Genomic DNA, 22350 nt, shown 5'->3' with positions numbered 1-22350 from the left:
ATCCACATTCTTGGAGATTTCGCCACGAACGGGTGATTGACTTCGCTACGGTGCCGGTCATGATCACCAGAAGTCGCACGTTCCGGGCCTCGACGCTGGCCGCCGGCGTGGCATCGCTCGCCTTCCTCGCCGGATGCGGTGGTGGCGGCCCGGCCGCCGGCACGTCCACCCCGGCGCCGTCGGCGGCGAAACCGCAGATCACCGACCCGGCGGTGCAGGCGGCGGCGCTGCGGACGGTGGACCCGTGCGCGCTGCTGGACAGCAAGACCCTCGGTGACCTCGGCACCCCGGACCAGGACAGCCTCTCCTCCTCCGAGTGGGGTGAGTGCGGTGTCGACGTCAAGGACGCCGGCGGGCAGACCGTCGAACTGGTGCTGCGCGTCGGCCACCAGCTGATCATGCCGGACGACCCGGTCGAGCAACTCGAAGGCCTTCCGCTGGTGGTCGACGCCGACAAGCCCGGTTCGTGCTGGGTCTCGGTCGTGACGTCGTTCGAGCAGTCGCTGGGCATCACGGTCCAGAGCAAGAGCCCCGGCGGCGACGCCTGCGCGCCCGGCCGCACCGCGCTGACCAAGGTCGTACAGGCCCTGCGCGGCACGCCGCCGCAGTACCAGCAGGTGCCCGGTTCCGTGCTGACCACCGACCCGTGCGCGGTGGCCGACCGGCAGGCCGTGGAGGCGGCCCTCCAGCAGAAGTCCTTTGTGGAGCCCAAGAGCCTGCACCAGTGCGATCTGTGGTCCGGTGACGGCACCAGCTATCCGCAGGTGTCGGTGCGCCTGTACCAGGGTCTGCCCGCCGACGCGGAGGACGGTGAGCCCGCCGACCTGGGCGGTGGTGTCACGGCCATCCAGAAGAAGGACGCCGACAGCAGCGTGGTCAGCTGCGACGTGTCCTGGCGCCGGGTCGAAACCCCGAAGGAGGACGAAGCCCGCGGGTACGGCGAGATCGTCTCCGTGCAGTTCAGCGGCGAGCCGGAGAGCGGACTCGACACCGCGACCGCGTGCTCGAAGGCGGTTGCCGTGGCCAAGACGGTGGTGCCGTCGCTGGGTCGCGCCTGACCTCACTGTCCTGAGTGGATGGTTCTGGGAAGCCGGCCCCGGCGAGGGCGACCGCACCGCTTATCCAGAGCCGGATCGGCAGGTTCGGCTCCGGTGCTCCCGTCGGCGGGAATGATCGGCGCTAGAAGGGAACCACCGCGAGCGTCCACGCCAGTAACGGGGCGAGCACGATGACCGTTCCGCAGTAGGCCAGCATCTGCCGCTGGAAGCGGGCCTTGTCGGCCACCTGTGACTGGGCGAGGATGATGATCCCGTTGGTGGAGAACGGACTCACATCGACCACAGTGGAGCAGAACGCGAGTGCGACGACCACCCCGGCGACGCTGAGATGACCCATTTCGAGCAGGGGGAAGGCCAGCGGCAGCGCGATGCCGAGCGTGCCGATGGACGAGCCGAACGCCGACACGACGCCGACCGCGAAGCACAGCAGCAACGCGGCGATCAACGGTGAGCCGAGCGAAGCGGCGGCGTCGCCGAGCATGTCGAGTGTGCCGTTCTCCTTCAGCACCGCCATGTAGCTGAGCATTCCGCACACCAGGACCACGGCCGACCAGTTCACGTTGTCGAACCCGGCCTTGTGCGCGGTCGGTGAAGCGAGCAGCAGCAGGGCGCCGATGACAAACGCGGCCACACCCACGTCCACGCCGAGCCCGCCGGCAACGAGCAGCACCAGCATCCCGGTGAGCGTGACCACACGCATCGGGGTCACCTTCGTGCCGGTCTGGGTGATCGGCGGCGCGAGTGTCGCAAGTGGACCGCCGCCGCCGGTGGTATCCGTCGGCTCTTCTTCCTCGTCTTCATGGGCGCGGAAGAGATCGCGGCCCAGCACGGCGAACAGCAGTCCGGCGATGAGCAGGTTCAGTCCGAACGGGACGGCGAACAGCAGCACCGGGCTGACGTCGAACCCCGCCTTCGCCACCACACCGCTGGTGAACGCGCCGTACACGGTGATCGGGGAGAAGGCCGTGGACAGCATGCCGTGCATGAGCATCATGCCCATCAGCAGCGGGTTGATCCGCTGGCGGGCGGCGATCGGCATCGCCACCGGGGCGAGCATCGCGGCCGCGAGCACCGAGCCGAGCGACATCAGGATCGCGGCGAGCGCGAACATCAGCCAGACGATCGCCCACCGCCTGCCGCGCACGAGCCGCAGCGACGCGGTGATGACCAGGTCGATGGTGCCGTTCACCTTCGCCACGCCGAACAGCAGGGTGATCCCGGCGATGAGGATGAACACGTCACCGGGGAAGAACGAGAGGACGTCGTCGAGTGAGACCCCGGAGAGAGCGCCGACGCCGAACGCGGCGACGAAGGCGAGAACGCCCATGTTGACCGGCAGCACGGTGGCGGTGGCGAACACCGCGACGAGCGCCACCAGGGAAACGGCGTGGACCATGACTGACCTTTTTCCGATCACGCGAGCCCTGACGGGCCACGTCACCATTGACGAGGCATCGAAAAGTGTGGAACTCGGTGGTTCCTGTCGTGACCACTCAGGCCGCGCGGGCGAGCACGTCCTTGATCAGGACGACCGTGGCGGCGAGCGCGGTCTCGTCGATCCCGGTGGGGATGTCGCGCGCGTGCAGGTACGCCACGAGGTCTTCGGTGGCGATGTTGCCGTGGGCGCCGGGGGCGAACGGGCAGCCGCCGTAACCGCCCGCGGCGCTGTCGAACCGGGTGATGCCCGCGTCCACCGCGGCGCCCACTGTGGACAGTGCCTGACCGTGCGCGTTGTGCAGGTGCAGGCCGAATTCGAGGTTCGGCAGGGCATCCCGGACGTAGGACAGCGACCGGGAAACCCGGGCGGGTTCGGCGGTGCCGAGGGTGTCGGCGAGGCCGATCCGCCGGACGCCCATGTCCGCGAAACGCCGGGTCACGGCGAGCAGTGCGGAAGGCGGGACTTCACCGTCGAAGGGGCAGACGAACGCCGTCGAGATCCCGGCGGCGAAGCGTACGCCGGGGTTTTCCGCGACGGCCGTGGCGATGTCGGCGATCGCCGCGTCGACGTCGCGCCCGGCGTTGGCGCGGCTGTGTCCAGGGCTGGCCGAGGCGACCACGACGATCTCCTCGGCTCCGGCGGCGACAGCCCGTTGTACCCCGCGCGCGTTCAAGGCCAGCACGCTGTACCGCACGTTTTCGCGGTCCGGCAGGCGTTGCAGCAGTTCCTCGGCCCCGGCCATCTGCGGAACGCGCTGAGGGTTGACGAACGAGGCCGCCTCGATGTGCCGTACCCCGGCGGCGACGAGTGCCTCCGCGATCAGGACGCGGTCGGCGACCGGCACCACGACCGGTTCGTCCTGCAACCCGTCCCGCAGCACCACGTCGGTGATCGTGACCGCCATGCTCACACCACCTTCCTGGCGCGGTACCCGGCCAGTTCCTCGTCCGGGATGTCGAGCAGCCCGCCCAGCACCTCGTCGGTGTGCTCGCCCAGCTCGGGGCCCACCCACCGGACTTCACCGGGCGTGGCGGGCAGGTGCGGCACCACGCCGGGGAAGCGGATGTCCTCCGGTTCCCCGTCGACGGCGACCTTGATCGGCCGCACCATGCCGCGTGCCTGGTAGTGCTCGTCTTCGGCGATGGCACGGGCGTCGTAGACCGGACCGGCGGGCACGCCCGCTTCGCTGAGGATCCGGACGGCCTCGGCGGCGCTGTGGCGGGAGGTCCACGCCGTGATCGCGTCGTCCAGTTCGGTTTCCCTGGCGTAGCGGGCATCACCGTCGGCGAGGGTGGCGTCGGCGGCGAGGTCGTCGCGGCCGACGGCCGACATCAGGCGGCCGAAGGCACCGCTGGAATTTCCCGCGATCACCACCGACTGGCCGTCCGCCGCCGGGTACACCCCGCTGGGCACCACGCCGGGCAGGTTCCCGGCCGTGCGCTCGCGTGCCATGTCGTAGGCGTCGAGGTCGGGGATGAGCGAGTCCATCATCATGAACACCGATTCGTAGAGCGCGACGTCGACCAGCTTGGGCCCGGCCGGTGCCTGGCCCCTGGCCTTGGCGAGCAGCAGGATCAGCGCGCCGACCGCACCGTGCAGCCCGGCGGCGGTGTCGGCGATCGGTGCGGCGGAGCGCACCGGCGGCCGGTCGGGATAGCCGGTGACGTGCCGCAGCCCGGCGAACGCTTCGGCGACTCCGCCGAAACCGGCGCGATCCCGGTACGGGCCGGTCTGGCCGTAGCCGGAGATCCGCACCACGACCACGTCGGGATTGGCCTCGGTGAGCCGGTCCGGTCCCAGCCCGAGCCGTTCCAGCGCGCCCGGCCGGAAGTTCTCCACCACCACGTCGGTGTGCCGCACCAGGTCCAGCGCGATCCGGCGGCCTTCGTCGCTGCGCAGGTCGAGGGTGACCGACTTCTTGTTGCGCGCCATGGTCCGGAACATCATCGAGGTCTCGCCCCGGCCGCGCCGCCAGCCGCGCAGCTCGTCCCCGGTGCCCGGCCGTTCGATCTTGATCACCTCGGCGCCGAAGTCGGCGAACAGCCGGGTGGCGAACGGGGCCGCGATGAAGCTTCCCAGTTCGAGCACCCGGATCCCGGTCAGCGGAGCGTCGGCCACGATGCGGCTCCTTTATCGAATAATGAGAAGCGATGTCATATACCGATAAGCACGGTAGGTGCAGCCGCCCCCCGCCGCAAGGGCCGATCCGGGATCAGTGGTAACGCAGCGCGACTTCGAGCTGGTCGGCGACCTGCTCGACCAGTTCCCCGTACTGGGCGGCCGGGCCGTCGTCGCGCACCCGGAACACCGGCGCGGCCAGGCACACGGCGGCGATCACGGCGCCGCGGAAGCGCACCCCGGCGCTGATCGAGCACAGGCCCGGCGTGCGCTCGGAAATGCTCTCGAACACCCGTTGCTCGTCGTCGGCGAGCAGCGCCCTCGCCGCGGATCCTCCGGCGGACAACGGCAGCGCCGTGCCCACGGGCAGCGAAGCCCGAAGCTCCTCTGTGGACTCCGCGCAGACCACGCACAACCGGTCGTCGCCGCGGCGGACCCACAGCTGTGCCGTCTCGCCGGTTTTCGTCCGCAGTTCTTCCAGTGCCGGCAGCGACGCGACGGTGACCGCCGACGAGGCGAACCGCGGTCCGAGGTGGTGGCGCGCGTCGGCGTCGCGTTGCAGCAGACCGTGTTTGACCATCGCGGAGACCAGGCGATGCGCGGTGGGGACCGACAGGCCGAGGGTGCGCGCCAGTTCGCTCGCGCCCATGGGGTTCGCCTCGACCACGTCGAGAATCGCCATCACCCGGTCGAGCACCCCAACGCCGGTCGCTTCGTTGTCCGCCACATCGCTTACCGTAGCCCGATCAGTCCCTCTCGCCCGCGTGACTGGTGTCAGTCCGCGGTGTCGCCGTCCAGTCGCGGATCGCGGCGACGAACTCCTCGGGCGCGTCGGACTCCACGTAGGTGCCGGCGCCTTCGACGATCACGGTCTGGTGATCGGTGAAGGTCGCTTCGAGGCGTTCGCGTTCCTGCGGGCGGAAGGCGATGTCCGCGTCACCCCACACGATCAGCGTCGGGAGGTGGGCGATGTCGGCGAAGCCGTTCTCGATCTCGGCGAAGAAGGCGCGGCTGGCGCGCACCCGGCCGGGGAGTACGGCGGAGGCCTGGCGCCGCTCGGGTGTGTCCATGGCCCGGCGGTAGTGCGCCATCTCGGCCGCGGTCGGCTTCCGCTTTCGGTGGCCGGTGGGGATGAACGCGTTGACGAGCAGGTTCAGCCGCCGGACCAGGAAACGGGCCGGGGGTCCGCCGAGGATGCGCGAGAACGCCTCGAAGTGGAGTACGCCATCGACCGGCCAGGCCCAGGTGTTGGCGAGCACCAGCCGATCGAAGACGCCGGGCCGGCGCTGCACGGCGGCCAGGCCGATCAGGCCGCCCCAGTCCTGCCCGACCAGAGTGGCCCCCCTGAGGCCGAGCGCGTCGATGAACCCGGTGACCACGTCCGCGTGCTCCTCGGGCAGGTAGCGGTAGCCGGGCTTCGGCGTCGACAGTCCGAAGCCGGGGTAGTCGAGGGCGACGCACCGGAAGTCGTCGCGCAGCGCGCGGATCACGTCGCGCCACAGGAACGACCAGGTCGGGTTGCCGTGCAGGAACAGCAGTGCGGGGCCTGACCCCTCGTCGACGTAGTGCACGGTGTGCCCGTCGATATCGGCGAAGCGGCTCTCGAACGGGAACAGGTCGTCGTCGACCCAGGCGGGCCGCGCGCTCTTGGTGGTATCGGCCATTGGTGACCCTCTCGACTCGGCCCTGCGGTAGACTTGAGTTTGTCACGCGCACTTGAGAAAGCCAAGTTGAAGGAAACGATGCGTAGCTACGGCCAGTACTGCGGGCTCGCCCGGTCCCTCGAAGTCGTCGGCGATCGGTGGAACCTGCTCATCGTCCGGCAGCTCCTCGTCGCCCCCGCTCGTTACCGGGAGCTGCTCGACGGCCTTCCCGGCATCGCGACCAACCTGCTCGCCGACCGGCTCCGCGATCTCGAAGCCTCAGGTGTGGTCGAGCGGCGACTGGCAGGCTCGGGCAGCGTGGTCGAGTACGCCCTCACGCCGTGGGGCGCCGAACTGCGCGAGCCGATCGAGAGCCTGATCCGCTGGTCCACCCCGTTGATGACCCGCGGCCCCGAGGGCGACGCCTTCCGCCCGGAGTGGCTCGCCCTCGCCGTTCCCGCCCTGCTCGATTCCCGGGTCAAGGTGCGCCCCTCGGCGACGATCGGCCTCGAGATCGGCGGCAGGCTCTTCGAACTCCGGGCAACGCGGTCCGGTTTCGAGATCGGCCCGGACGACGGTCGCGACCTCGACGCCACCGTCCGCGCCGATCCCGACTGCGTCCTCGGACTCGCCGCCGGTGCCCTCGCCCTCAGCGACGCCCGCGCTCTCGGCCTGATCGAAATCGACGGCGACGAGTCCGTCGTCCGCACCGTCTTCGCCACCTGACGCCTTGAGTCACGCCAGGCTAAATCGCCTTGCCGCACTTGCGGTCGAGGTTCGCGTCGCTGGTGCACAGCTTGACCTTCACGTAGGCCTCCTGCTTGAACAGCCAGTGCGTGTCCGAGTCGCCCCGCCCGCCGGTCACCTCGAAAAGCTCGTACTCGTTGATGGACGTGACGAGCCACGCCTCGGCCCGCCGCCCGTCCTTCGCGGTGTCCTCCAGGTACAGGTTGATATTCGCCCCGGCCGGCTCGATGCAGATGTCGTACTGCAACAGGGCGCCCGAAATCGTTGTGGTGCCCCATCGGCTACCGGGCTCGCAGGCCTGGCTCGCGGACTGGCCGGCGGAGGCTCCCGCGGGTCCGGCACCGGCCAGCACAAGGCCGAGAGCACTGGCACACGTGACGAAGGCTTGGACTGTTCTGCGCATGACTACTACCCCTCACGTCGGAATCGGTCGCGAGGCCGACACTGCCCAGTCGATCTGGTGGGAATCTGGGACGAACCTGGAAGCACTGGTGGACGTGCCTGCTATCGCCGCAAGCCGTTCGTGATGAGCGCAGTGATCAGTTCGGCCGCCAGCGGGCCTCCAGCCACACCATTCCGTCCCTGATGAAGGATTCCACGCGCACTTCGCCGGTTGCCGGGGCCGGCGGGGGCGCCTCGGCGCAGTCCGCGACCACGCTGACCGAGACCAGGTCCTCGCTGCCCACGACGGTGACCCGCGCCCACGAGGCGGCGGTGGCGAGCGCGGCGAGCGCGGCGTCGGTGAGGTCGCGCCGGACCACGACCGGCGGCACCGGCCACTGACCGCGCACGTCCAGTTCGACCTCGACACCCTTGCGATCGGCGATGTCCGCGCAGTACCGCAACTCGTGCAGCAGCGGGTTGTCGACCAGGTCCCGCTCGGCGAACAGCCTGCGCATCCTGGCCGCCTCGACCGCCGACCGGCGCTGCACCTCGGGATCGGACGGTGTCAGCGAGCCGTCGGCGAGTCCTTCGAGCAGCGGCACGCTGGTCGCGGACAGCTCGGCGAACCGCTGCACACGCCGGCGGTGCGCGGCCAGTGCGACGGCGTCGGCGGTGCGCACGCCTTCGAGTTCCCGCGCCGCCGCGGCGGCCTGCGCGCCGATCCGGCCCAGCACGGCCGCCAGCACGACCAGGCACAGCGGAAAACCCACCACGGTGACCGAGCCGGTGGCGAACAGCGCCAGCGAGTCGCGGCTGAGATCGTGCGACAGCGCCAGATTGGCGAACGCCAGCAGTTCGTGACCGGCCAGGAACGCCGCCACTGTCCTGAACGGACGGTCGACCAGCACGACCAGCCCGACCCAGTTCGCCGCGCCGAACGCCCAGTCCACCCCGGCCGAGGTCGGACCGTCCGGCAGCGTCAGGTACGACAGCACGGACGCGGCGAACACCAGCGACACGGCGGGCCCGGCCAGCCGTCCCCACGACCGGTGGCGCGCCACCAGCACCACCTCGGCGGCCAGGAGCCCGGCCAGCACGGCGAACGCGGCGAACTGCGCCGCGGGCGCGTCGTGCTCGTCCAGCCTGCCCAGCAGGTTGGCCAGCCCGAGACCGGCCACACCGGCGACCGCCACCAGCAGCGTCGCGATCCGCAGGCCGCGCCGCAACGGGATCCGGGTCAGTTCCGCGTGGTCGAGATCGTCCGGCGTACCGGCCCGCCATTCCAGCCGCACCACCGTGCCCGACCCCTCGGCCGAGTTGATCACCGCCGTGCCACCGACGTGGGACATCCGGCCGTGCACGGACTCCCGGAGACCACGCCGGGTCGCCGGTGCGCGGCTCACGTCGAAGCCGCGGCCCTCGTCGGCGATCTCGACCCACAACGCCCGGTCGTCGCCGTGCAGGCGGACGGTCGCGCGGTCGGTGCCCGCGTGCCGGTGGACGTTGTTGAGCGCTTCCTGCGCGGCACCCGCGATCGCGGTGGCCACGTCGAACGGCAGCAGCAACCGCGGCGGGCCGTCGAACTCGACGGTCAGGTAACCCCCGTCGAGGTCGTCGCGCAGCAGGCCGACGAGGTCGGCCCGGTCCGGCGGCGGCCCGCTCTGCGAACGTAGCCGGTCCAGGTCACGGCGCGCCTGGACGCTGAGCCAGCTCGCGTCGGGCGGGACCTGCCCGGCGCCGACCATCAGCAGCGTGGTGGCGGCGGTGTCGTGCAACGAGTTCGCCAGTTCCCGTTCCTCCGCGCGCATGGCCTCCGCGACGGCCGCTTCCGTGCGGGCGCGCTCCGCCTCGGCCGCCATCCGGTCGGCGCGCTCGGCCGCACGGGTGATCAGCACCCACGCCACGCGCGAGACCACCGCTATCACAGGTGCCCACGTCTGCGACTGCAACAGGGTGGGGTCGGCCGGGTCGCCCGCGATGACGAGCGTGCTCGACGCGCCACCGGCCACGGCCGCCGCGATGAGACCGGCGGTCAGCGAGGTGTGCCACTGCCAGGTCACGCACGCGAACAGGATCAGCAGCCGCAGCCAGCCGGTGTTGGCCGCCGCGACCGCGTCGGTCCACAACACACTCAGGTACACGCACATCAGCACCGCGACATCGAGCGACATCGCCTTCGTGCCGGTCCGGCCCTCGCCCTTGGCCAGCCACCAGCAGTACCCACCGGTCCACGCGCCGGCCACGACGACCGCCAGCAGCGTGCTGGCGAACGCTCCCGGCGCGGGTTGCAGCAGGGCGACCGCGCCGATGGGCACGAGGGTCGCCAGCCGTACCGCGGCCGCGTAGCGGTGGCCGAATGCGCCAAGCAACCGCACGGCTTCCCCAGACACCCGTCACCCCAACCTGGTCAAACGTCCAGGCCAGCGACGATACCTCCTGTCCAGTAGAAGGCAGGGTGACCACTACAGGTCACGGAAGTAGGCGCCGGCGAATTCGGTCAGCCGCCGCGCCGCGGCGGAGAAGTAGGTGTCCGCGCGCCAGACCAGGGTGAGGACGCGCTGGCAGTCCGGGGCGTCGAGGTGCATCCACGCGCCCGGGAGATGGAGGCTGGAGCTGCGGGAGTACGCGGGCACCAGTCCGACGCCGAGGCCCGAGCTGATCAGGTAGCCGGTGGCTCCGGGCTCGTCGCTCTCGCAGACGTAGTCGGGTTGCAGTCCGGCCTCCGCGAACAGCCGGTCGGTCAGCTCGCGTGGCCAGTAGCCGGGGCGGGTGGTGACAAACGGTTCGTCCGCGACGTCTTCCAGCCGCACGCGTTCCCGTCCGGCGAGCCGGTGTCCCTCCGGCACGCCGAGCAACACGTCCTCGCGCAGCAGTTCCCGGGTTCGCAGGTTCGGGCCGGTCAGCGGCTGGGAAGCGAGGCAGAGATCGACCTCGCCGGTGTGCAGCTGTTTTGCCATGGTCGCGGCGTCGGACTGGTGGAGGCGGATGTCGACGCCCGGGTGTTCGGTTCGGAAGTCGGTGATCAGCTCGGTCACGGTGAGCAGCGTTTCCGCGGCGATGGCGACGCTGCCGTGGTCGAGCCCGGCGGTGTCGCTGAGTTCGCGTCGGGCGTCGTCCAGCTCGCGCAGGGCCCGGTCGACGCGGCGGAGGAATCCGGCGCCGAACCGGTTGAGCCGCAGCCCGCGGCCCACCCGGTCGAACAACGGCACGCCGAGATCGTCCTCCAGCCGGGCGATCGCGCGGCTGAGCGAGGGCTGCGCGACGTGAAGCTCGGCGGCGGCCTGGCTGAGGTGCTCGCGGCGGGCCACCGCCTGGAAGTAGCGCAGCTGGAGCAGGTCCATGTACCGCTTATTTCGCCGAGTCGAGGTTTTTGCGCTTGTTGGCGTTGAAGCGCGCTTTTTTCTGATGATTCCCGCACGTGTTCATGTCACACCATTTGCGGGTGCGGCTTTGGCTGGTGTCGAAAAAGGCGGCCTGGCAGGTCGATGATGCGCACAGCGCCAATTTTCCGTCTCGTTCACCTGCGATGACGCTGATCGCGTCGGCGGCGATCACGCCAAGGGCATCTTCCACGCACGAAGCCGAGCTGAGTTGCCATCGCCGATCGCCGCCGGGCGTCAGGACAGCCGAGGCCCGGCCTTGAACGCTGAAGTCATTGATGACCTGGACGGCGGACGCGGGGAGTGGGTCTTTGATCGCGGCCGCTGTCGCGGCGGCGTGAATTGATTCCCGCAGTTCCCTGGCGAGTTCGAGCTGGGCGGTAGTGCAGGAGTCCACGGCGAGGCCGTTCACGGCCAGCCAGTCGACGAGTCGCTGTGGCGTGGGGATGCGCTCCACGGGATTGCCACGGCGCTCCGTCAGCGTCCCGGTGAAGCTGGTCGCCAGCACGTTACCCAGGCGGAAGTCGGGGAACCGAGCAGGCATGGAACCACCTTAGCAGGTTGCTCGTCGGCGCCGGGGCATGTTAGAACCGTCTTAGCCGGTTCCACGATGACCCAGGAGGCCCCATGTCCGGTCCAGCCAGCGGCGTGCGGGCGTTCGAAGCCCGCGCAACCGACGCTGACCTCGACGATCTGCGCGCACGACTGGCCGCGGCGCGGCTACCGGAAGCCGAGACGGTCCATGGCGCCGCCACTGGCCCTCGCCGATGGGATCAGGGCGTTCCGCTCGCCGACCTGGTCGACGTCGTGAACTACTGGCGCACCGAGTACGACTGGCGGTGGTTCGAGGCGCGCCTTGACCGGATCGGCCAGTTCCGCACGACCATCGACGATCTGGGAATCCACTTCCTGCACCGCCGATCCACGCGCGCGGATGCCACTCCTCTGCTCATGACGCACGGCTGGCCGGGCAGCATCGCCGAGTTCGTCGACGTGGTGGAGGAACTGGCCGATCCGGAAGACGCGAGCGCGCCGGCGTTCCACGTCGTGGCCCCGTCGTTGCCTGGCTTCGGTTACAGCGACAAGCCGGCCACCACCGGGTGGGGAACCGAAAAGATCGCGGCCGCCTGGGTGGAACTGATGGGAAGGCTCGGTTACGGCGAGTTCGTCGCCCACGGTGGTGACTGGGGAGGCAACATCACCACGGTTCTCGCCGGCCGGTTCCCGGCGCACGTTCTCGGCATCCACACGACGTTCGCGGAGGGGCCGCCCGGGTTGACAACGGACGGGCTGACGGAGGCCGAGCGCGAGTGGACGGAGGACACCCGCCATTTCTGGCGCCACCGCGCGGCGTACGCGAAGCAGCAGGCGACCCGGCCGCAGACCATCGGCTACTCGCTCGTCGACTCACCGGTCGGGCTTCTCGCCTGGATCCTCGACAAGTTCGCTGAGTGGACGGACACCGAAGACAGTCCGTTCGAGAGGATTTCCCTGGACCGGATTCTTGATGACGTCACCCTGTACTGGCTGACGCGGACCGGCGCGTCCGCGGCCCGCATCTACTGCGAAAGCCACAATTCGCTGGACCCCGAACTCCGGGTCGATGTGCCGTCCGCGATCACCATGTATCCCCGTGACATCGAGAAGTGCCCGCGGCCCTGGGCACAGGAGCGGTACCGGCAGATCGTCCGATGGAGGTCACCCGAAGCCGGGGGACATTTCCCGTCGCTGGAGGTCCCGGAGTATTTCGTCAAGGACCTGCGGGAGGGGCTCGCAGCGGTGCTGGCCGCCCTCAGCTGAGGGGAATGACCGTGCGGTACTTGCCGCCTGCCGTTTGCCGGGGTGGTTCGTCCGCCCGCCGCACAGCGATGTGGTCGAGTTTGTGGTCGGCGAGGAGCTGGTCCAGTTCGCGGTGGACCTCCCGCCAGACGTGCTCGGTGTCCGCGTCGGCAGCCGGCCGCATTCGCACCCGCAGGGTCGTCGGCGCGGTTTGCTCGACCTGGAACAGTTCCACACCGGGGATGCGGTCGAACAGCGTGCCGAAGGCCAGCGGGGCGATGCTGACCTGCTCGCCGCGTTCGGTGGGAAAGGTGAGCACGTCACCGGCGCGGCCTTGCACCCGCACGGCGGGCAGGGGACTGCCGCAGGGGCAGGGGTCGGGCCGCAGCAGGACGCGGTCGCCGAGGTCGTAGCGCAGGAAAGGCTGGACCCGGTTGGCCAGGTTGCTGATCAGCACGGTGTGCGACAGCTCGCCGGGCGGAGTGGGCCGGTAGTCGGCGTCCACGGGTTCGAGCACCGCCCAGTCGCTGTTGACGTGGTACCAGCCGTGTTCGCAGCTGTGGCTGAGATAGGTGCATTCGGTGCAGGAGTACATGGTGCGCACCCGTGCGCCGAAGGCGGTGGCCATGCGGTCGGTGTCGGCCGGGGTCATGGTTTCCCCGGCGGCTTCGATCAGCACCGGCTTGATGTGCAGCCGTCCGGCCTCCTGCTCGGCGGCGAGCAACTGGATCGCACTGGCGTAGCCGACGATGATGGCGGGGTTGTACCGGTTGAGCCGGGCGACGAGTTCCGGCATCGGCGTGTGCACCGAGAAGGCCCGCACGATCTTCGACCGCCACTTGCTTTCGCTGGTGACCTGGACGTAGCTGGCGTAGCCGACGTAGTGGCCGCCGGTGGCGACCAGCTGGGCGAGCTTCCCGCCGCGGGCGGCGACCCGCAGCAGGCCGCCGCTGCCCAGCCAGCCCGCGAGCACCTGCCCGGTCAGGGTGGCGGCGATGTGCTGGTAGCGGCTGTCCTGCACAAAAAGGCCGCGCCGCCCGGTGGTGCCGGACGTGGTGGCGACCAGGTACTTGCCGAGGAACCGGGCGCCGATCAGGCTGGGGTCGTCGGCGAACTCGCGCACTTTGCCGAGGGTGATCTCCCGGTCGGTCGCCCAGTCGTCGAAGTGCGCCATCAGCGTCTTCTTGTCGGTGACCGGCAACAGCGCGGGATCCTCCACCCGGTCGGGCAGGTCCCGGTACAGCTCGCGGTAGTAGGGCGACTCGGCGCGGGCGTAGGCGACCAGGTCGGCCAGCCGCTCACGCTGCCGCCGCGTGATCACGGCCATTCCTTCCCTGCGTGCCTGGCGGGCGTCCTTGGCGACCCAGGACAGGTTTTCACTCATGCTCGTGCGGTCCTTTTCTGGGCGGGCGGCCGGTAGCCGACCTGCCGGAGAATGGCGAGGAAATACGTTTCGATGTCTTCCGCGCCGGTGTTGTCGGGATAGGCGGCGAGGTGCTGCAGGGCGGCGCCGCTGAGCGTTTCCTGGAGCACCTTCGTGTCGATGCCCCGGGGGAGTTGCCCGCCCGCGCGGGCTTTGTCCAGTGCGTTGCGCACGGCGTCGCTCCGGTGTCTGCCGTGCACCTCGTGGTAGGTGCGCAACAGGTCGGGCAGGTCGTCGACGGTGCCGTAGAGGCGTCGGATGAGCAGGCGGGCCCGGGGTTGGCTGAGGTAGGCCGCCCAGTCGGTCAGCATCGCTTCGACGTTCGGTGAGTTGAGCGCCTCCGCCTCCATGTCGCGGTATTCCCATTCGATCGCCCGGACCAGCAGTGCGGTCAGGTTCGGGTATCGCCGGTACACCGTGCGGCGCGTGACCCCGGCGCGCTGCGCGACCTGTTCGATGCTGGTCGCGCAGATTCCCTGCTCGATCAGCAGGTCCAGCGCCGCGGTGAGGATGGCCTCGTCGGCCTCCCGGCTGCGGGGCCGGCCCGGTGCCCGCTTGTCGTCGCCCGGTTCTCGCTCCATGGGAGAAAGGATACAGCACTGGGCTGTATCCAAATCACGCGAGGGGTGTGCCCTGGCCCAGGCCGCAGTCGATCTGAAGGAGGTGCCCGAGTCTTGATAAGTGGGGAGTCAAGTTTTCTTCTCCTGTTGCCGTAGTTTCGGGAACAAGGAGAGCCGCGTGGTCGTCATGAGCAGTGAATGCGTCACAACCAGGCGTGAGGCCCGCGGGACCGCGTCAAGCGAATATCGGAGGTGACAGAGCGATGATCAAGACAGCGACACGGCACCCGGCCGCCGACACCGGCGCCGCCGCGCGTGACCTGACCGTTTCCGACGGCGAGTTCCGCCGCCGGCTCGACCGGGCCGCAGACCGCGCCCATCAGGTGATCGCCCAGCGCCACGAGGAGGCCGTCGCCGCACTGGCCCGGCGGTTCCCCCGTGGTGCCGCCGGTGGCCGGGCCGCGCCTCACCGTGGGTGAGTGCCGGTGGTCCGTGGGTGCTCTACCCCCCCGGAACGACTGGCGGCCATCGACCGGAGTCTCGAAAAGCCTCCTGTCACGGGAACAGGAAAGTTGAGTCCATCGTTGTCAATGGTGAAGCTGGAAGGAGCCAAGGAGGTAACGGCAATGTTGATGCGCACTGATCCGTTCCGTGAGTTCGACCGGTTGGCCGAGCGGTTCTTCGGCGGGAACGGCACCACGAGCCGGCCCGCGGTGATGCCGATGGACGCCTACCGGTCCGGTGACGAGTACGTGGTCCAGTTCGACCTTCCGGGTGTACCGGCGGAGTCGATCGACCTGAACGTCGAGCGCAACGTGCTGACCGTGAAGGCCGAGCGTGGCAGCGAGTACGGCGAGAAGGACAGCGTGCAGGTCGCCGAGCGGCCGCGCGGGGTGTTCTCCCGTCAGCTCTTCCTCGGCGAAACGCTCGACACCGACAACATCGCCGCCAGCTACGACGCGGGAGTGCTCACCCTGCGGATCCCGGTCACCGAGAAGGCCAAGCCGCGCAAGATCGCCGTCGGCGCGGGCCGCGAGGAGATCGACGCCTGAGTCGAGGGCGTAGCGGCAACGGAGGGGCCCCGGCGGAGCGCGCGCTGAGCCGCCGGGGCCGTCCTGGAAAGCGACTCTGTTCTGCGTGAGGGGAGAGGACCGTGTCACGTGGCGGCGGTCCCCGCGCGAATCCGTACCGCGTGCTGGGGATCGACCAGGGCGCCAGCCCGCGGGAGATCACCCTGGCCTACCGGCGGCGGGTGCGTGAAGTGCACCCGGACGCGCCGGGCGGCGACGCGGAGTTGCTGGCCGCGGTGGTGGAGGCCTACCGCCTGCTGCGGGACCAGCAGCGCCGCGCCGAGGACGGCCGCGACCGGGCACCGGCGCGCGGAACGGCCGTGCCGGTGCGGGTCCGCCAGGATGCTCCCGCGACTGGGCGCACCCCCGACCTCGTGGCCGGGCCGGTGCGTTACCACCCCACGCCCAGGCGTCCCCGCTGACACCCGGCCGCTGGTGCCACGCGGAAGATCGTCGACGGGGACGCCGGCCGGCGCTGAGACACCGAGGACGGGAGGAGAGATGAGCAGTCCGGAATGGTTCGAGCGGGACTTCTACGCCGACCTCGGCGTCTCGCCCGACGCATCCGCCGAGGAGGTCAAGAAGGCGTACCGGCGGCTGGCCCGCCAGAACCACCCGGACGCCAATCCCGGCGACGCTCGGGCCGAGGCGCGGTTCAAGGCGGTTTCCGAGGCGTACACCGTGCTATCGGACCCGGAAAAACGCGTCCAGTACGACCAAACCCGCCGGCTCGCGGCAACCGGTGCCGGGCGGTCCGAGCCGTTCGGCTTCGGCGCGGGCACGGCCGGGCCGGGAGCGTCGTTCTTCGACCTGGGCGAACTGTTCGGGAACGGGCGCGCCGGAATGGACACGGCTGACGCGCAGGCGCTGTTCGACAGTCTTTTCGGCGCCGGTCCGGTGAGGGGCGCGGGCCGGAGGGGGCCGCAGCCACGGCGGGGCGCGGACGTGGAAGCCGAGTTGACCCTGGACTTCCGTACCGCCGCCCGCGGCGCCACGGTGCCGGTGCGGCTCGCCGACGAACCGGGTGCGCGCGGCAGTCAGATCCGCATCCCCGCCGGAGTCGGCGACGGGCAGCGCATCCGGCTGCGCGGACAAGGCCGGCCCGCCGGGGCGTACGGCACGCCCGGCGACCTCTACGTCCGCGTCCACGTCACGCCGGACCCGGTGTTCGACCGCAGCGGCGACGACCTCACCCTCACCCTGCCCGTGACGGTTCCCGAACTCGTTTTCGGCGGGCAGGTCGCCGTGCCCACTCTCGACGGCGCGCGGACCGTGCGCATCCCGGCCGGCAGCACGCCCGGCCGGATCCTGCGCCTGCGCGGGCACGGCATCCAGGGCGCGAACGGCCGGTCCGGAGACCTGCTGGTCACGTTGCAGGCGGCCCTGCCCGATCGGCACGACCGCCAGGCGCGGGAGGCGCTGCGTGCCTACGCCGAGGCCACCGGTGACTTCGACCCGCGTGCCGAACTGAACCGCCGCAACGAGAACGCCACCTGAGCCGCGACGGCGCATCTGTCCGAAGTGGAGGGTGTGTCGTTGCTGTTGTCGTACGAAGCGGGCCCTGCCGCTGTGGGCAGGGCCCGCTGGTTCGGGAAGAGACGCAACGTGCCGATTCAGCCGGTGGGCTGCCGCGCGTCAGCGCCACGAGACACGTGCCGGGGCAAGGGAGGCTCACCGGCCATTGTGGAGCAGACAGCCACATCCGGCTGACGGCGCGCACGATCGCGTGATAGGGAATCGCGTGACAGGAAAGCGCGCCGCGACATCACCTGCCTTTCTCAGCGCAGTTCTTCGAAGGCGTACGGCGTTCTTATCGGAGGAGACCGTTGCCGTCGCAGACCTCTTGGTCCGTGGGCGACTTTCCGTGGAGCGCCGAGCGCGGCCGGGCCACGGGCGCCGCCGGGGTTTTCCCGGCGCGGCCCCGTTGTGGCGAGCCGGGTGCCGGGACGCGGTCGAAGACGCTGGAAGTTGGCCGCCACGATCGCCTCGAACTCGGCGTGCAGCACGGCTGGTGCGGCGCTGAGCAACTCGTCGAGCCCGCAGGCCGCCCGCGAATGGCGTGTGGTGTCTCGCATCGTCGATCACTCCCGGCACGTTTCTCGCTCTGGCACCAGGTTGGTAACCGCCTCTGCATATTTCTATAACTCGCACTGGAGATTGTGTCAAGCCTCCGATGTAGACAACGTTTCGGCCAGTGCGCTCAACGCTCGCTCATTGCGTGGCGCCGCGCCGGTTGACGACCTGGTAGGTGAGGACGGACTCGGTGGCGACCTCACCCGCCTTCGTCTGGAGCACCCCGCCGGCCGTCGGTTCGATGGGGTTGTCCTTCAGTGCGACCACCCGCGTGCCGATCACCTGTGTGGTCGCCGGATCGATCAGTACCTCGTCGCGCACAGCGCTGTTGGCGTCGGTGAAGCCGATCGACACGGCCTCCCGGCCGTCCCTGGTCCGGACGTTCTCGACGATCCTGAGATACGGGTAGTAGCTCAGCGCCTGGTAGACCAAGCTCCGCTGGTCGCGCGTGAGGTCGCCGTCGGACAGGGTCTTCACGATTTTCTGCGTCAGGGCGTCCACGGGAGTGGAGCCCTCGGTGTTCGCCTCCTCGCGGAACCGCTCGTACATCCGGCGACCATCGGCCGGGAAGTGCACGGGGTCGTCGTACCAGAAGGGCATGCGGTTGAACTCGCCTCCCGGCTTAACGAACGTCCCTTCGCTGGAGGTCGGCCCCGAGATCTGGTCCGGCGGCGGTGCGTTGTGCATGTTCGGTGCCGGTGCCGGCCGGTGCACGTCCCGGTCGATGGTCCGCTGCCACGCGTGGTTTCGGTCGGTGGGAATCCAGTCCTGCCGCAGTTCCTCCTTGCCTATTCCCATCTCCAGGCTTTCGGGCGTGTCGGGCCGGTGGTAGGTCCACGTGCGCGTGGTGACCAGCAGGTACTGGTCCGGTCCCTGCGGCAGGTCGCTGCCCTGTCCGACGAAGCGCTCGGCCGAGTTGAGCGGCACGTCGCCGACCGGCGGGATCGGCGGGAATTTCCCCTGCGCGTCCGGGCCGATCGGCTGCGGCGGAAGCTCCGGATAGACCTTGGGCGCGGCCGGTCTGACGACGTCGTCGCCGGAGGACAGCGCCACGACCCCCGTCCCCACCACGACGACCGCTGCCGCCGCGGCGGCGAGTGGCAGCCAGCGGTTCCGCCCGCGTTCCCGGCCTCGGGCGAGCGCGACGACGGTGTCCGGCTCGCCCCGCATGGTCGCGGTCAGCCTGGCCTTCGCGGTCGCGCGGGCGGCGTCGGTCATCGGGGGCCGGCCGGCGCGGACGGTCCGCACGGCGGCGTCGACGCGGTCTTCCCAGTTCTGCTCAGTCATGGTGTTCCTCCAGAAGATCGGCGTACTTGCGCAGGGCCTTGCGGGCGCGGTGCAGGCGGGTGCGGCAGGTGATGGAGGTGATACCGAGTGCCTCGGCGGCTTCGGCCGGCTGCAGACCGGCCCAGGCGATGAGCAGCAGTACGTCCCGTTCCTCCTGGCGCAGTTCGGCGATACCGCCCGCCATCGCGCGGACGTGGGTGCTGGCGTCGGCCCTGGACACGGCGAGGGTCTCCGGCAGGGCGACGTCGACGGCCTTGCCGCCCTCCCGCGCGTAGGCACGCAGGCCTCTGACCTCGCCGCGGGCGTGCCGGCGCAGCAGGTTCGTCGCGATGCCGTACAGCCATGCCCGCGCCGGTGCCTTGTCCGGCCGGTAGCGGTTCCTGGCGGTCCAGGCCGCCAGGAACGTCTCCGCGACCAGGTCGTCCGCCGTGGCGGTGTCGAGCCTGCGGGCCAGGTAGGCGTGCAGGCCCGGGGCATGGCAGTCGAACAGGGCGGACAGCAACCGGCCGGCGTCCGGGCCGGACAGGTCGGGCCGGTCGAGTTCGCTCATGAGTGTTACCCCGGTTCTGTTCACACCCAGTCTTGCCCGCAGCCGTGCCGACCGTTCCCGCCGCCCCAAGCACTTTTCGCTCGACTCCGAACACGCCGTGTGGCGGTTGTGCCCTCACTCGGCGTCGTGGAACGATATTTCCTTTCGATGTCGGTAAAGCCGAAGATCGGGACGCGGGGTGAACGCGGCATGAATCGGTTCGCGGCGCTGATCCGCCCGGACGGGCCGACCGCGGCGATCTTGATCCGCTTGGCGGTCGGCGCGGTGTTCCTGGCCGAAGGAATTCAGAAGTTCCTGTTTCCCGGCGAACTGGCCGCCGGACGGTTCGCCACGATCGGTATTCCCGCGCCGGGGTTCTTCGGCCCGTTCGCCGCGGTGGCCGAAACCGTCTGCGGTGCGCTGCTGCTGGCCGGGCTGCTGACGCGGGTGGCGGCGGTGCCGATGGTGGTGGACATGGTGCTGGCGCTGGCCTTGACCAAGGTGCCGATCCTGTGGGGTGGTTCGGCGGACAAGCCCAAGGCGGACGGCTTCTGGGACATGGCACACGAAGCGCGCACCGACTGGGCGATGCTGCTCGGACTGGTGTTCCTGCTGGCGGTGGGGCCGGGACGGTGGTCGCTGGACGCGTTGCTCACTCGCCGGGCCTCCGCGCGTGAGCACCGCGTCGAGGTTCCTTGATCAGCGGGCATGGAAACCAGGGGGCGCGATGGGAATTCTCAGTGGCCGCGAACCACTTCCGATCGTCGACGCCGACCCGTCGGCACGACCGGCGGACGCGCTCGCTGCGGCCACCGCGGCCGGGACCTTCGATCCGCACCAGCGGTGGACCCGGCTGATCGGCGGGGGCGACGGGATCATCTACGCCGTGCAGGCCGATGGGCTGCTCTACTGGTTCCGGCACCGTGGCTGGGCCACCGCGGCCGCCGACTGGGCCAACCAGGGCGTCGGCGTGCACATCGGCTCCGGGTGGCAGGATTTCGTCACCGTGCTCGGCGACGTCGACGGAGTCCTCTACGGCATCCGCGGCGACGGAACCGTGCTCGCTCACCAGCGCGTTGTCACCGACCTGGAGACCGGCGCCGGCTACTGGACCAACGACGGCACCGGCATTGTCGTCGGGACCGGGTTCAACGCTTTCCCGCGGATCTTCGGCGGGCCTGGCGGCGTCATCTGGTGTGTGGACGCGGACGGCGTCCTCCATCGCTCGCGGCGGCCGAGCGGCGGGAACTTCGAGACGCCGGTGCCGCTCGCGAACGGGTTCAACGTCCCCCGCTACCTGATGTCGGACGTCGGGAACGTCATCTACTCCGTCAGCGGCACCGGCGGGCTCACCTGGTTCCGCTACCGCGACGGCGCCGGCTGGGCGAACAACGGGCAGCCCATCCAGATCGGGGACAACGACTGGTTCGAGCTGTTCCGCCGGGACCTGTTCGCCGGCTGCGGGAACGGCGGCGTCTACTTCGTCCGGATCGACCTCGCGACGGTGCCCGGTTACGACGAGACGCTCGTCGAGCTGCGGCTCACCAACCACCAGACCGTCGATACCGACGGCGGGCCGCAGTGGATCAACAACGCGACCGGACTCGTCGTCGGGCACGGGTTCACCGTCGAGCGCAGCGCCGGGCTGCAGGGATACCCGCGGCGGCAGAGCGTTCCCGCCGGGGGACGGGTTTCCATCGCGTTGTCCACCGCGTACAGCTCGGTCAGCGCGCAACTCGTGCGCGTCGTGCCCGGCGGGGACAGCCCCGAGCCGGTCACCGCGACGACCACCGTCACCGGCGGGCTCCAGATGCTCCCCGCGGACTACCGGTCGGCCGGGTGCGGCTGGGACGAGCGTTACGGCGCCGAGATTCCCGCGGACTGGCCGTCCGGCGTCTACGCCGCGCGCTTCACCGGGAACTTCGGCCGGGTGCAGCACGTCGCGTTCGTGGTCCGCCCGGCCGCGCCCGCGCGGAAGATCGCCGTGGTGCTGCCGAGCAACACCTACCACTCCTACAACGGCTGGGGCGGGCACGACCAGTACTCCATCGGCCAGGTCGGCGTGCGGCGCGAGATCACCTTCCTGCGGCCCAGCTACAACTGGCAGATCGCGTCGAAGGGGCAGTACGACGTGGATCTGTTCAGCGATCTGGAGCTGTTGCGCTGGCTCAGCGGCGAGGAAATCGGGTTCGACTGCTACACCGACCACGACCTGCACACCGGCGGCTGGCTCTCCGCGTACAGCGCGATCGTGCTGGGCGGGCACCCGGAATACTGGTCGATGGCCATGCGCGCCAATCTCGCCGACTACCTGGCGGCAGGCGGAAGCGTGATCGGCACCGGCGGCAACCAGCTCTACGAACGCGCGGAATTCGACGCCGACGGCACGACGCTGACCTTCCGCGCCGCGAACGGGAGCCGCGATCTTTTCCTCGACCACTACGACATGCCCGCGTCGCAACTGCTCGGGGTGAACTACGAGCACCAGGGATGGATGACTTTCGAGCCGTACCGGGTGCTGCGTGACCACCCCTTCCTCGCGGGGACGGGCCTCGGCGTCGGTGACCTGTTCGGCGCGAGCGGCCGCAACGGCGCGGCGAGCGCGTGGGAGTTCGATACGTTGCAGGGCTTCGACGGTGAGGCGTCGCCGGAGGAGGTTTTCGCGCAGGGCCTGAACCCGACCGACAGCGGCGGCGCGGCGATGGTGTGCAAGGAACTGCCGGGTGGCGGGTTCGTGTTCAGCGCTTCGTCGCTGACCTTCAACGCGGCGATCCGGGTCGACGCGGTGATACAACGGTTGCTGCGCAACGTCTTCGACCGGGCACTGGAGCGTCCCGCACCGGGCGGGTGATGCCAAGGCA

Annotated in this window: 22 protein-coding genes; 9 read left to right on the top strand and 13 right to left on the bottom strand. The window is 70.1% G+C overall.

What is annotated here, in order from left to right:
- The first annotated feature begins 59 nt into the window (after window positions 1-59).
- On the top strand, window positions 60-1058 hold the full coding sequence (locus tag YIM_RS29695; protein WP_153033478.1) for a DUF3558 family protein: 999 nt from the start codon (window positions 60-62) through the stop codon (window positions 1056-1058).
- Window positions 1059-1179: 121 nt separating this feature from the next.
- Here YIM_RS29695 and YIM_RS29690 read toward each other — a convergent pair whose 3' ends face one another.
- The 5 genes from YIM_RS29690 to YIM_RS29670 form a co-directional block, all read right to left on the bottom strand.
- Window positions 1180-2454 carry an SLC13 family permease gene (locus tag YIM_RS29690; protein ID WP_153033477.1) on the bottom strand — a complete coding sequence of 425 codons (1275 nt, stop codon included), beginning with the start codon at window positions 2452-2454 and terminating at the stop codon, window positions 1180-1182.
- Between the two features lie 97 nt (window positions 2455-2551).
- The gene (locus tag YIM_RS29685) at window positions 2552-3400 is read right to left on the bottom strand and encodes a hydroxymethylglutaryl-CoA lyase (protein WP_153033476.1); all 849 of its coding nucleotides are present in this window, start codon (window positions 3398-3400) and stop codon (window positions 2552-2554) included.
- A gap of 2 nt (window positions 3401-3402) precedes the next feature.
- Window positions 3403-4614, bottom strand: a complete 1212-nt coding sequence (locus tag YIM_RS29680; RefSeq protein ID WP_153033475.1) for a CaiB/BaiF CoA-transferase family protein — start codon at window positions 4612-4614, stop codon at window positions 3403-3405.
- Window positions 4615-4708: 94 nt separating this feature from the next.
- Window positions 4709-5341 carry an IclR family transcriptional regulator gene (locus YIM_RS29675; protein WP_228004087.1) on the bottom strand — a complete coding sequence of 211 codons (633 nt, stop codon included), beginning with the start codon at window positions 5339-5341 and terminating at the stop codon, window positions 4709-4711.
- 19 nt (window positions 5342-5360) lie between these two features.
- Window positions 5361-6278, bottom strand: coding sequence for an alpha/beta fold hydrolase (locus tag YIM_RS29670; RefSeq protein WP_153033474.1), 918 nt, complete (start codon window positions 6276-6278; stop codon window positions 5361-5363).
- Between the two features lie 78 nt (window positions 6279-6356).
- Between YIM_RS29670 and YIM_RS29665 the strand changes: the two genes are divergently transcribed.
- The gene (locus YIM_RS29665; RefSeq protein ID WP_153033473.1) at window positions 6357-6983 is read left to right on the top strand and encodes a helix-turn-helix domain-containing protein; all 627 of its coding nucleotides are present in this window, start codon (window positions 6357-6359) and stop codon (window positions 6981-6983) included.
- Window positions 6984-7002: 19 nt separating this feature from the next.
- Here YIM_RS29665 and YIM_RS29660 read toward each other — a convergent pair whose 3' ends face one another.
- The 4 genes from YIM_RS29660 to YIM_RS29645 form a co-directional block, all read right to left on the bottom strand.
- Window positions 7003-7407, bottom strand: coding sequence for a hypothetical protein (locus tag YIM_RS29660; protein ID WP_153033472.1), 405 nt, complete (start codon window positions 7405-7407; stop codon window positions 7003-7005).
- Between the two features lie 136 nt (window positions 7408-7543).
- Window positions 7544-9778 (bottom strand): sensor histidine kinase, encoded by a 2235-nt coding sequence (locus tag YIM_RS29655; protein WP_153033471.1) that lies wholly within the window; start codon window positions 9776-9778, stop codon window positions 7544-7546.
- Between the two features lie 72 nt (window positions 9779-9850).
- Window positions 9851-10729, bottom strand: coding sequence for a LysR family transcriptional regulator (locus YIM_RS29650; protein ID WP_153033470.1), 879 nt, complete (start codon window positions 10727-10729; stop codon window positions 9851-9853).
- 7 nt (window positions 10730-10736) lie between these two features.
- Window positions 10737-11312, bottom strand: coding sequence for an ABATE domain-containing protein (locus YIM_RS29645; protein ID WP_153033469.1), 576 nt, complete (start codon window positions 11310-11312; stop codon window positions 10737-10739).
- An 83-nt stretch (window positions 11313-11395) separates the two neighbouring features.
- Here YIM_RS29645 and YIM_RS29640 point away from each other — a divergent pair, with 83 nt between their 5' ends.
- Window positions 11396-12568 carry an epoxide hydrolase family protein gene (locus YIM_RS29640; protein ID WP_153033468.1) on the top strand — a complete coding sequence of 391 codons (1173 nt, stop codon included), beginning with the start codon at window positions 11396-11398 and terminating at the stop codon, window positions 12566-12568.
- Here YIM_RS29640 and YIM_RS29635 read toward each other — a convergent pair.
- Both YIM_RS29635 and YIM_RS29630 read right to left on the bottom strand, forming a co-directional pair.
- Window positions 12561-13931 carry a phenylacetate--CoA ligase family protein gene (locus YIM_RS29635; RefSeq protein ID WP_153033467.1) on the bottom strand — a complete coding sequence of 457 codons (1371 nt, stop codon included), beginning with the start codon at window positions 13929-13931 and terminating at the stop codon, window positions 12561-12563. The two genes, YIM_RS29640 and YIM_RS29635, sit on opposite strands and share 8 nt — an antisense overlap.
- Window positions 13928-14551 carry a TetR/AcrR family transcriptional regulator gene (locus tag YIM_RS29630; protein WP_153033466.1) on the bottom strand — a complete coding sequence of 208 codons (624 nt, stop codon included), beginning with the start codon at window positions 14549-14551 and terminating at the stop codon, window positions 13928-13930. The genes YIM_RS29635 and YIM_RS29630 overlap by 4 nt, the downstream gene beginning before the upstream one ends.
- Before the next feature lie 242 nt (window positions 14552-14793).
- On the opposite strand from YIM_RS29630, the gene YIM_RS29625 reads away from it, so the two are divergent.
- From YIM_RS29625 to YIM_RS29610, 4 genes are all read left to right on the top strand, one after another.
- The gene (locus YIM_RS29625) at window positions 14794-15009 is read left to right on the top strand and encodes a hypothetical protein (RefSeq protein WP_153033465.1); all 216 of its coding nucleotides are present in this window, start codon (window positions 14794-14796) and stop codon (window positions 15007-15009) included.
- A 147-nt stretch (window positions 15010-15156) separates the two neighbouring features.
- The gene (locus YIM_RS29620; protein WP_153033464.1) at window positions 15157-15582 is read left to right on the top strand and encodes an Hsp20/alpha crystallin family protein; all 426 of its coding nucleotides are present in this window, start codon (window positions 15157-15159) and stop codon (window positions 15580-15582) included.
- Window positions 15583-15683: 101 nt separating this feature from the next.
- A complete protein-coding gene (locus YIM_RS29615) occupies window positions 15684-16022 on the top strand; it encodes a J domain-containing protein (RefSeq protein ID WP_153033463.1) in 339 nt (112 codons plus the stop codon).
- 79 nt (window positions 16023-16101) lie between these two features.
- On the top strand, window positions 16102-17097 hold the full coding sequence (locus YIM_RS29610; protein WP_153033462.1) for a DnaJ C-terminal domain-containing protein: 996 nt from the start codon (window positions 16102-16104) through the stop codon (window positions 17095-17097).
- Between the two features lie 714 nt (window positions 17098-17811).
- On the opposite strand, the gene YIM_RS29605 is transcribed toward YIM_RS29610, so the two are convergent.
- Together YIM_RS29605 and YIM_RS29600 are read right to left on the bottom strand one after the other, a co-directional pair.
- Window positions 17812-18960, bottom strand: a complete 1149-nt coding sequence (locus tag YIM_RS29605) for a CU044_5270 family protein (protein ID WP_153033461.1) — start codon at window positions 18958-18960, stop codon at window positions 17812-17814.
- Entirely contained in the window at window positions 18953-19510 is a 558-nt protein-coding gene (locus tag YIM_RS29600; RefSeq protein ID WP_153033460.1) for an RNA polymerase sigma factor, read from the bottom strand. Before YIM_RS29600 ends, YIM_RS29605 begins: the two co-directional genes overlap by 8 nt.
- Window positions 19511-19699: 189 nt before the next feature.
- Here YIM_RS29600 and YIM_RS29595 point away from each other — a divergent pair, with 189 nt between their 5' ends.
- Both YIM_RS29595 and YIM_RS29590 read left to right on the top strand, forming a co-directional pair.
- Window positions 19700-20188, top strand: a complete 489-nt coding sequence (locus tag YIM_RS29595) for a DoxX family protein (protein ID WP_153033459.1) — start codon at window positions 19700-19702, stop codon at window positions 20186-20188.
- A 28-nt stretch (window positions 20189-20216) separates the two neighbouring features.
- Complete coding sequence (locus YIM_RS29590) at window positions 20217-22340, top strand: N,N-dimethylformamidase beta subunit family domain-containing protein (protein ID WP_153033458.1); 2124 nt, start codon at window positions 20217-20219, stop codon at window positions 22338-22340.
- Window positions 22341-22350: the final 10 nt, after the last annotated feature.

This window comes from Amycolatopsis sp. YIM 10 (assembly GCF_009429145.1).
Taxonomy (GTDB): domain Bacteria; phylum Actinomycetota; class Actinomycetes; order Mycobacteriales; family Pseudonocardiaceae; genus Amycolatopsis.
This window is presented reverse-complemented; position numbering and strand designations above follow the sequence as displayed.

Coding starts and splice junctions, on each gene's coding strand:
- YIM_RS29695 (WP_153033478.1), top strand. CDS start 60: ATGATCACCAGAAGTCGCACGTTCCGGGCCTCGACGCTGGCCGCCGGC.
- YIM_RS29690 (WP_153033477.1), bottom strand. CDS start 2,454: ATGGTCCACGCCGTTTCCCTGGTGGCGCTCGTCGCGGTGTTCGCCACC.
- YIM_RS29685 (WP_153033476.1), bottom strand. CDS start 3,400: ATGGCGGTCACGATCACCGACGTGGTGCTGCGGGACGGGTTGCAGGAC.
- YIM_RS29670 (WP_153033474.1), bottom strand. CDS start 6,278: ATGGCCGATACCACCAAGAGCGCGCGGCCCGCCTGGGTCGACGACGAC.
- YIM_RS29665 (WP_153033473.1), top strand. CDS start 6,357: ATGCGTAGCTACGGCCAGTACTGCGGGCTCGCCCGGTCCCTCGAAGTC.
- YIM_RS29660 (WP_153033472.1), bottom strand. CDS start 7,407: ATGCGCAGAACAGTCCAAGCCTTCGTCACGTGTGCCAGTGCTCTCGGC.
- YIM_RS29650 (WP_153033470.1), bottom strand. CDS start 10,729: ATGGACCTGCTCCAGCTGCGCTACTTCCAGGCGGTGGCCCGCCGCGAG.
- YIM_RS29645 (WP_153033469.1), bottom strand. CDS start 11,312: ATGCCTGCTCGGTTCCCCGACTTCCGCCTGGGTAACGTGCTGGCGACC.
- YIM_RS29640 (WP_153033468.1), top strand. CDS start 11,396: ATGTCCGGTCCAGCCAGCGGCGTGCGGGCGTTCGAAGCCCGCGCAACC.
- YIM_RS29635 (WP_153033467.1), bottom strand. CDS start 13,931: ATGAGTGAAAACCTGTCCTGGGTCGCCAAGGACGCCCGCCAGGCACGC.
- YIM_RS29630 (WP_153033466.1), bottom strand. CDS start 14,551: ATGGAGCGAGAACCGGGCGACGACAAGCGGGCACCGGGCCGGCCCCGC.
- YIM_RS29625 (WP_153033465.1), top strand. CDS start 14,794: ATGATCAAGACAGCGACACGGCACCCGGCCGCCGACACCGGCGCCGCC.
- YIM_RS29620 (WP_153033464.1), top strand. CDS start 15,157: ATGTTGATGCGCACTGATCCGTTCCGTGAGTTCGACCGGTTGGCCGAG.
- YIM_RS29610 (WP_153033462.1), top strand. CDS start 16,102: ATGAGCAGTCCGGAATGGTTCGAGCGGGACTTCTACGCCGACCTCGGC.
- YIM_RS29605 (WP_153033461.1), bottom strand. CDS start 18,960: ATGACTGAGCAGAACTGGGAAGACCGCGTCGACGCCGCCGTGCGGACC.
- YIM_RS29600 (WP_153033460.1), bottom strand. CDS start 19,510: ATGAGCGAACTCGACCGGCCCGACCTGTCCGGCCCGGACGCCGGCCGG.
- YIM_RS29595 (WP_153033459.1), top strand. CDS start 19,700: ATGAATCGGTTCGCGGCGCTGATCCGCCCGGACGGGCCGACCGCGGCG.
- YIM_RS29590 (WP_153033458.1), top strand. CDS start 20,217: ATGGGAATTCTCAGTGGCCGCGAACCACTTCCGATCGTCGACGCCGAC.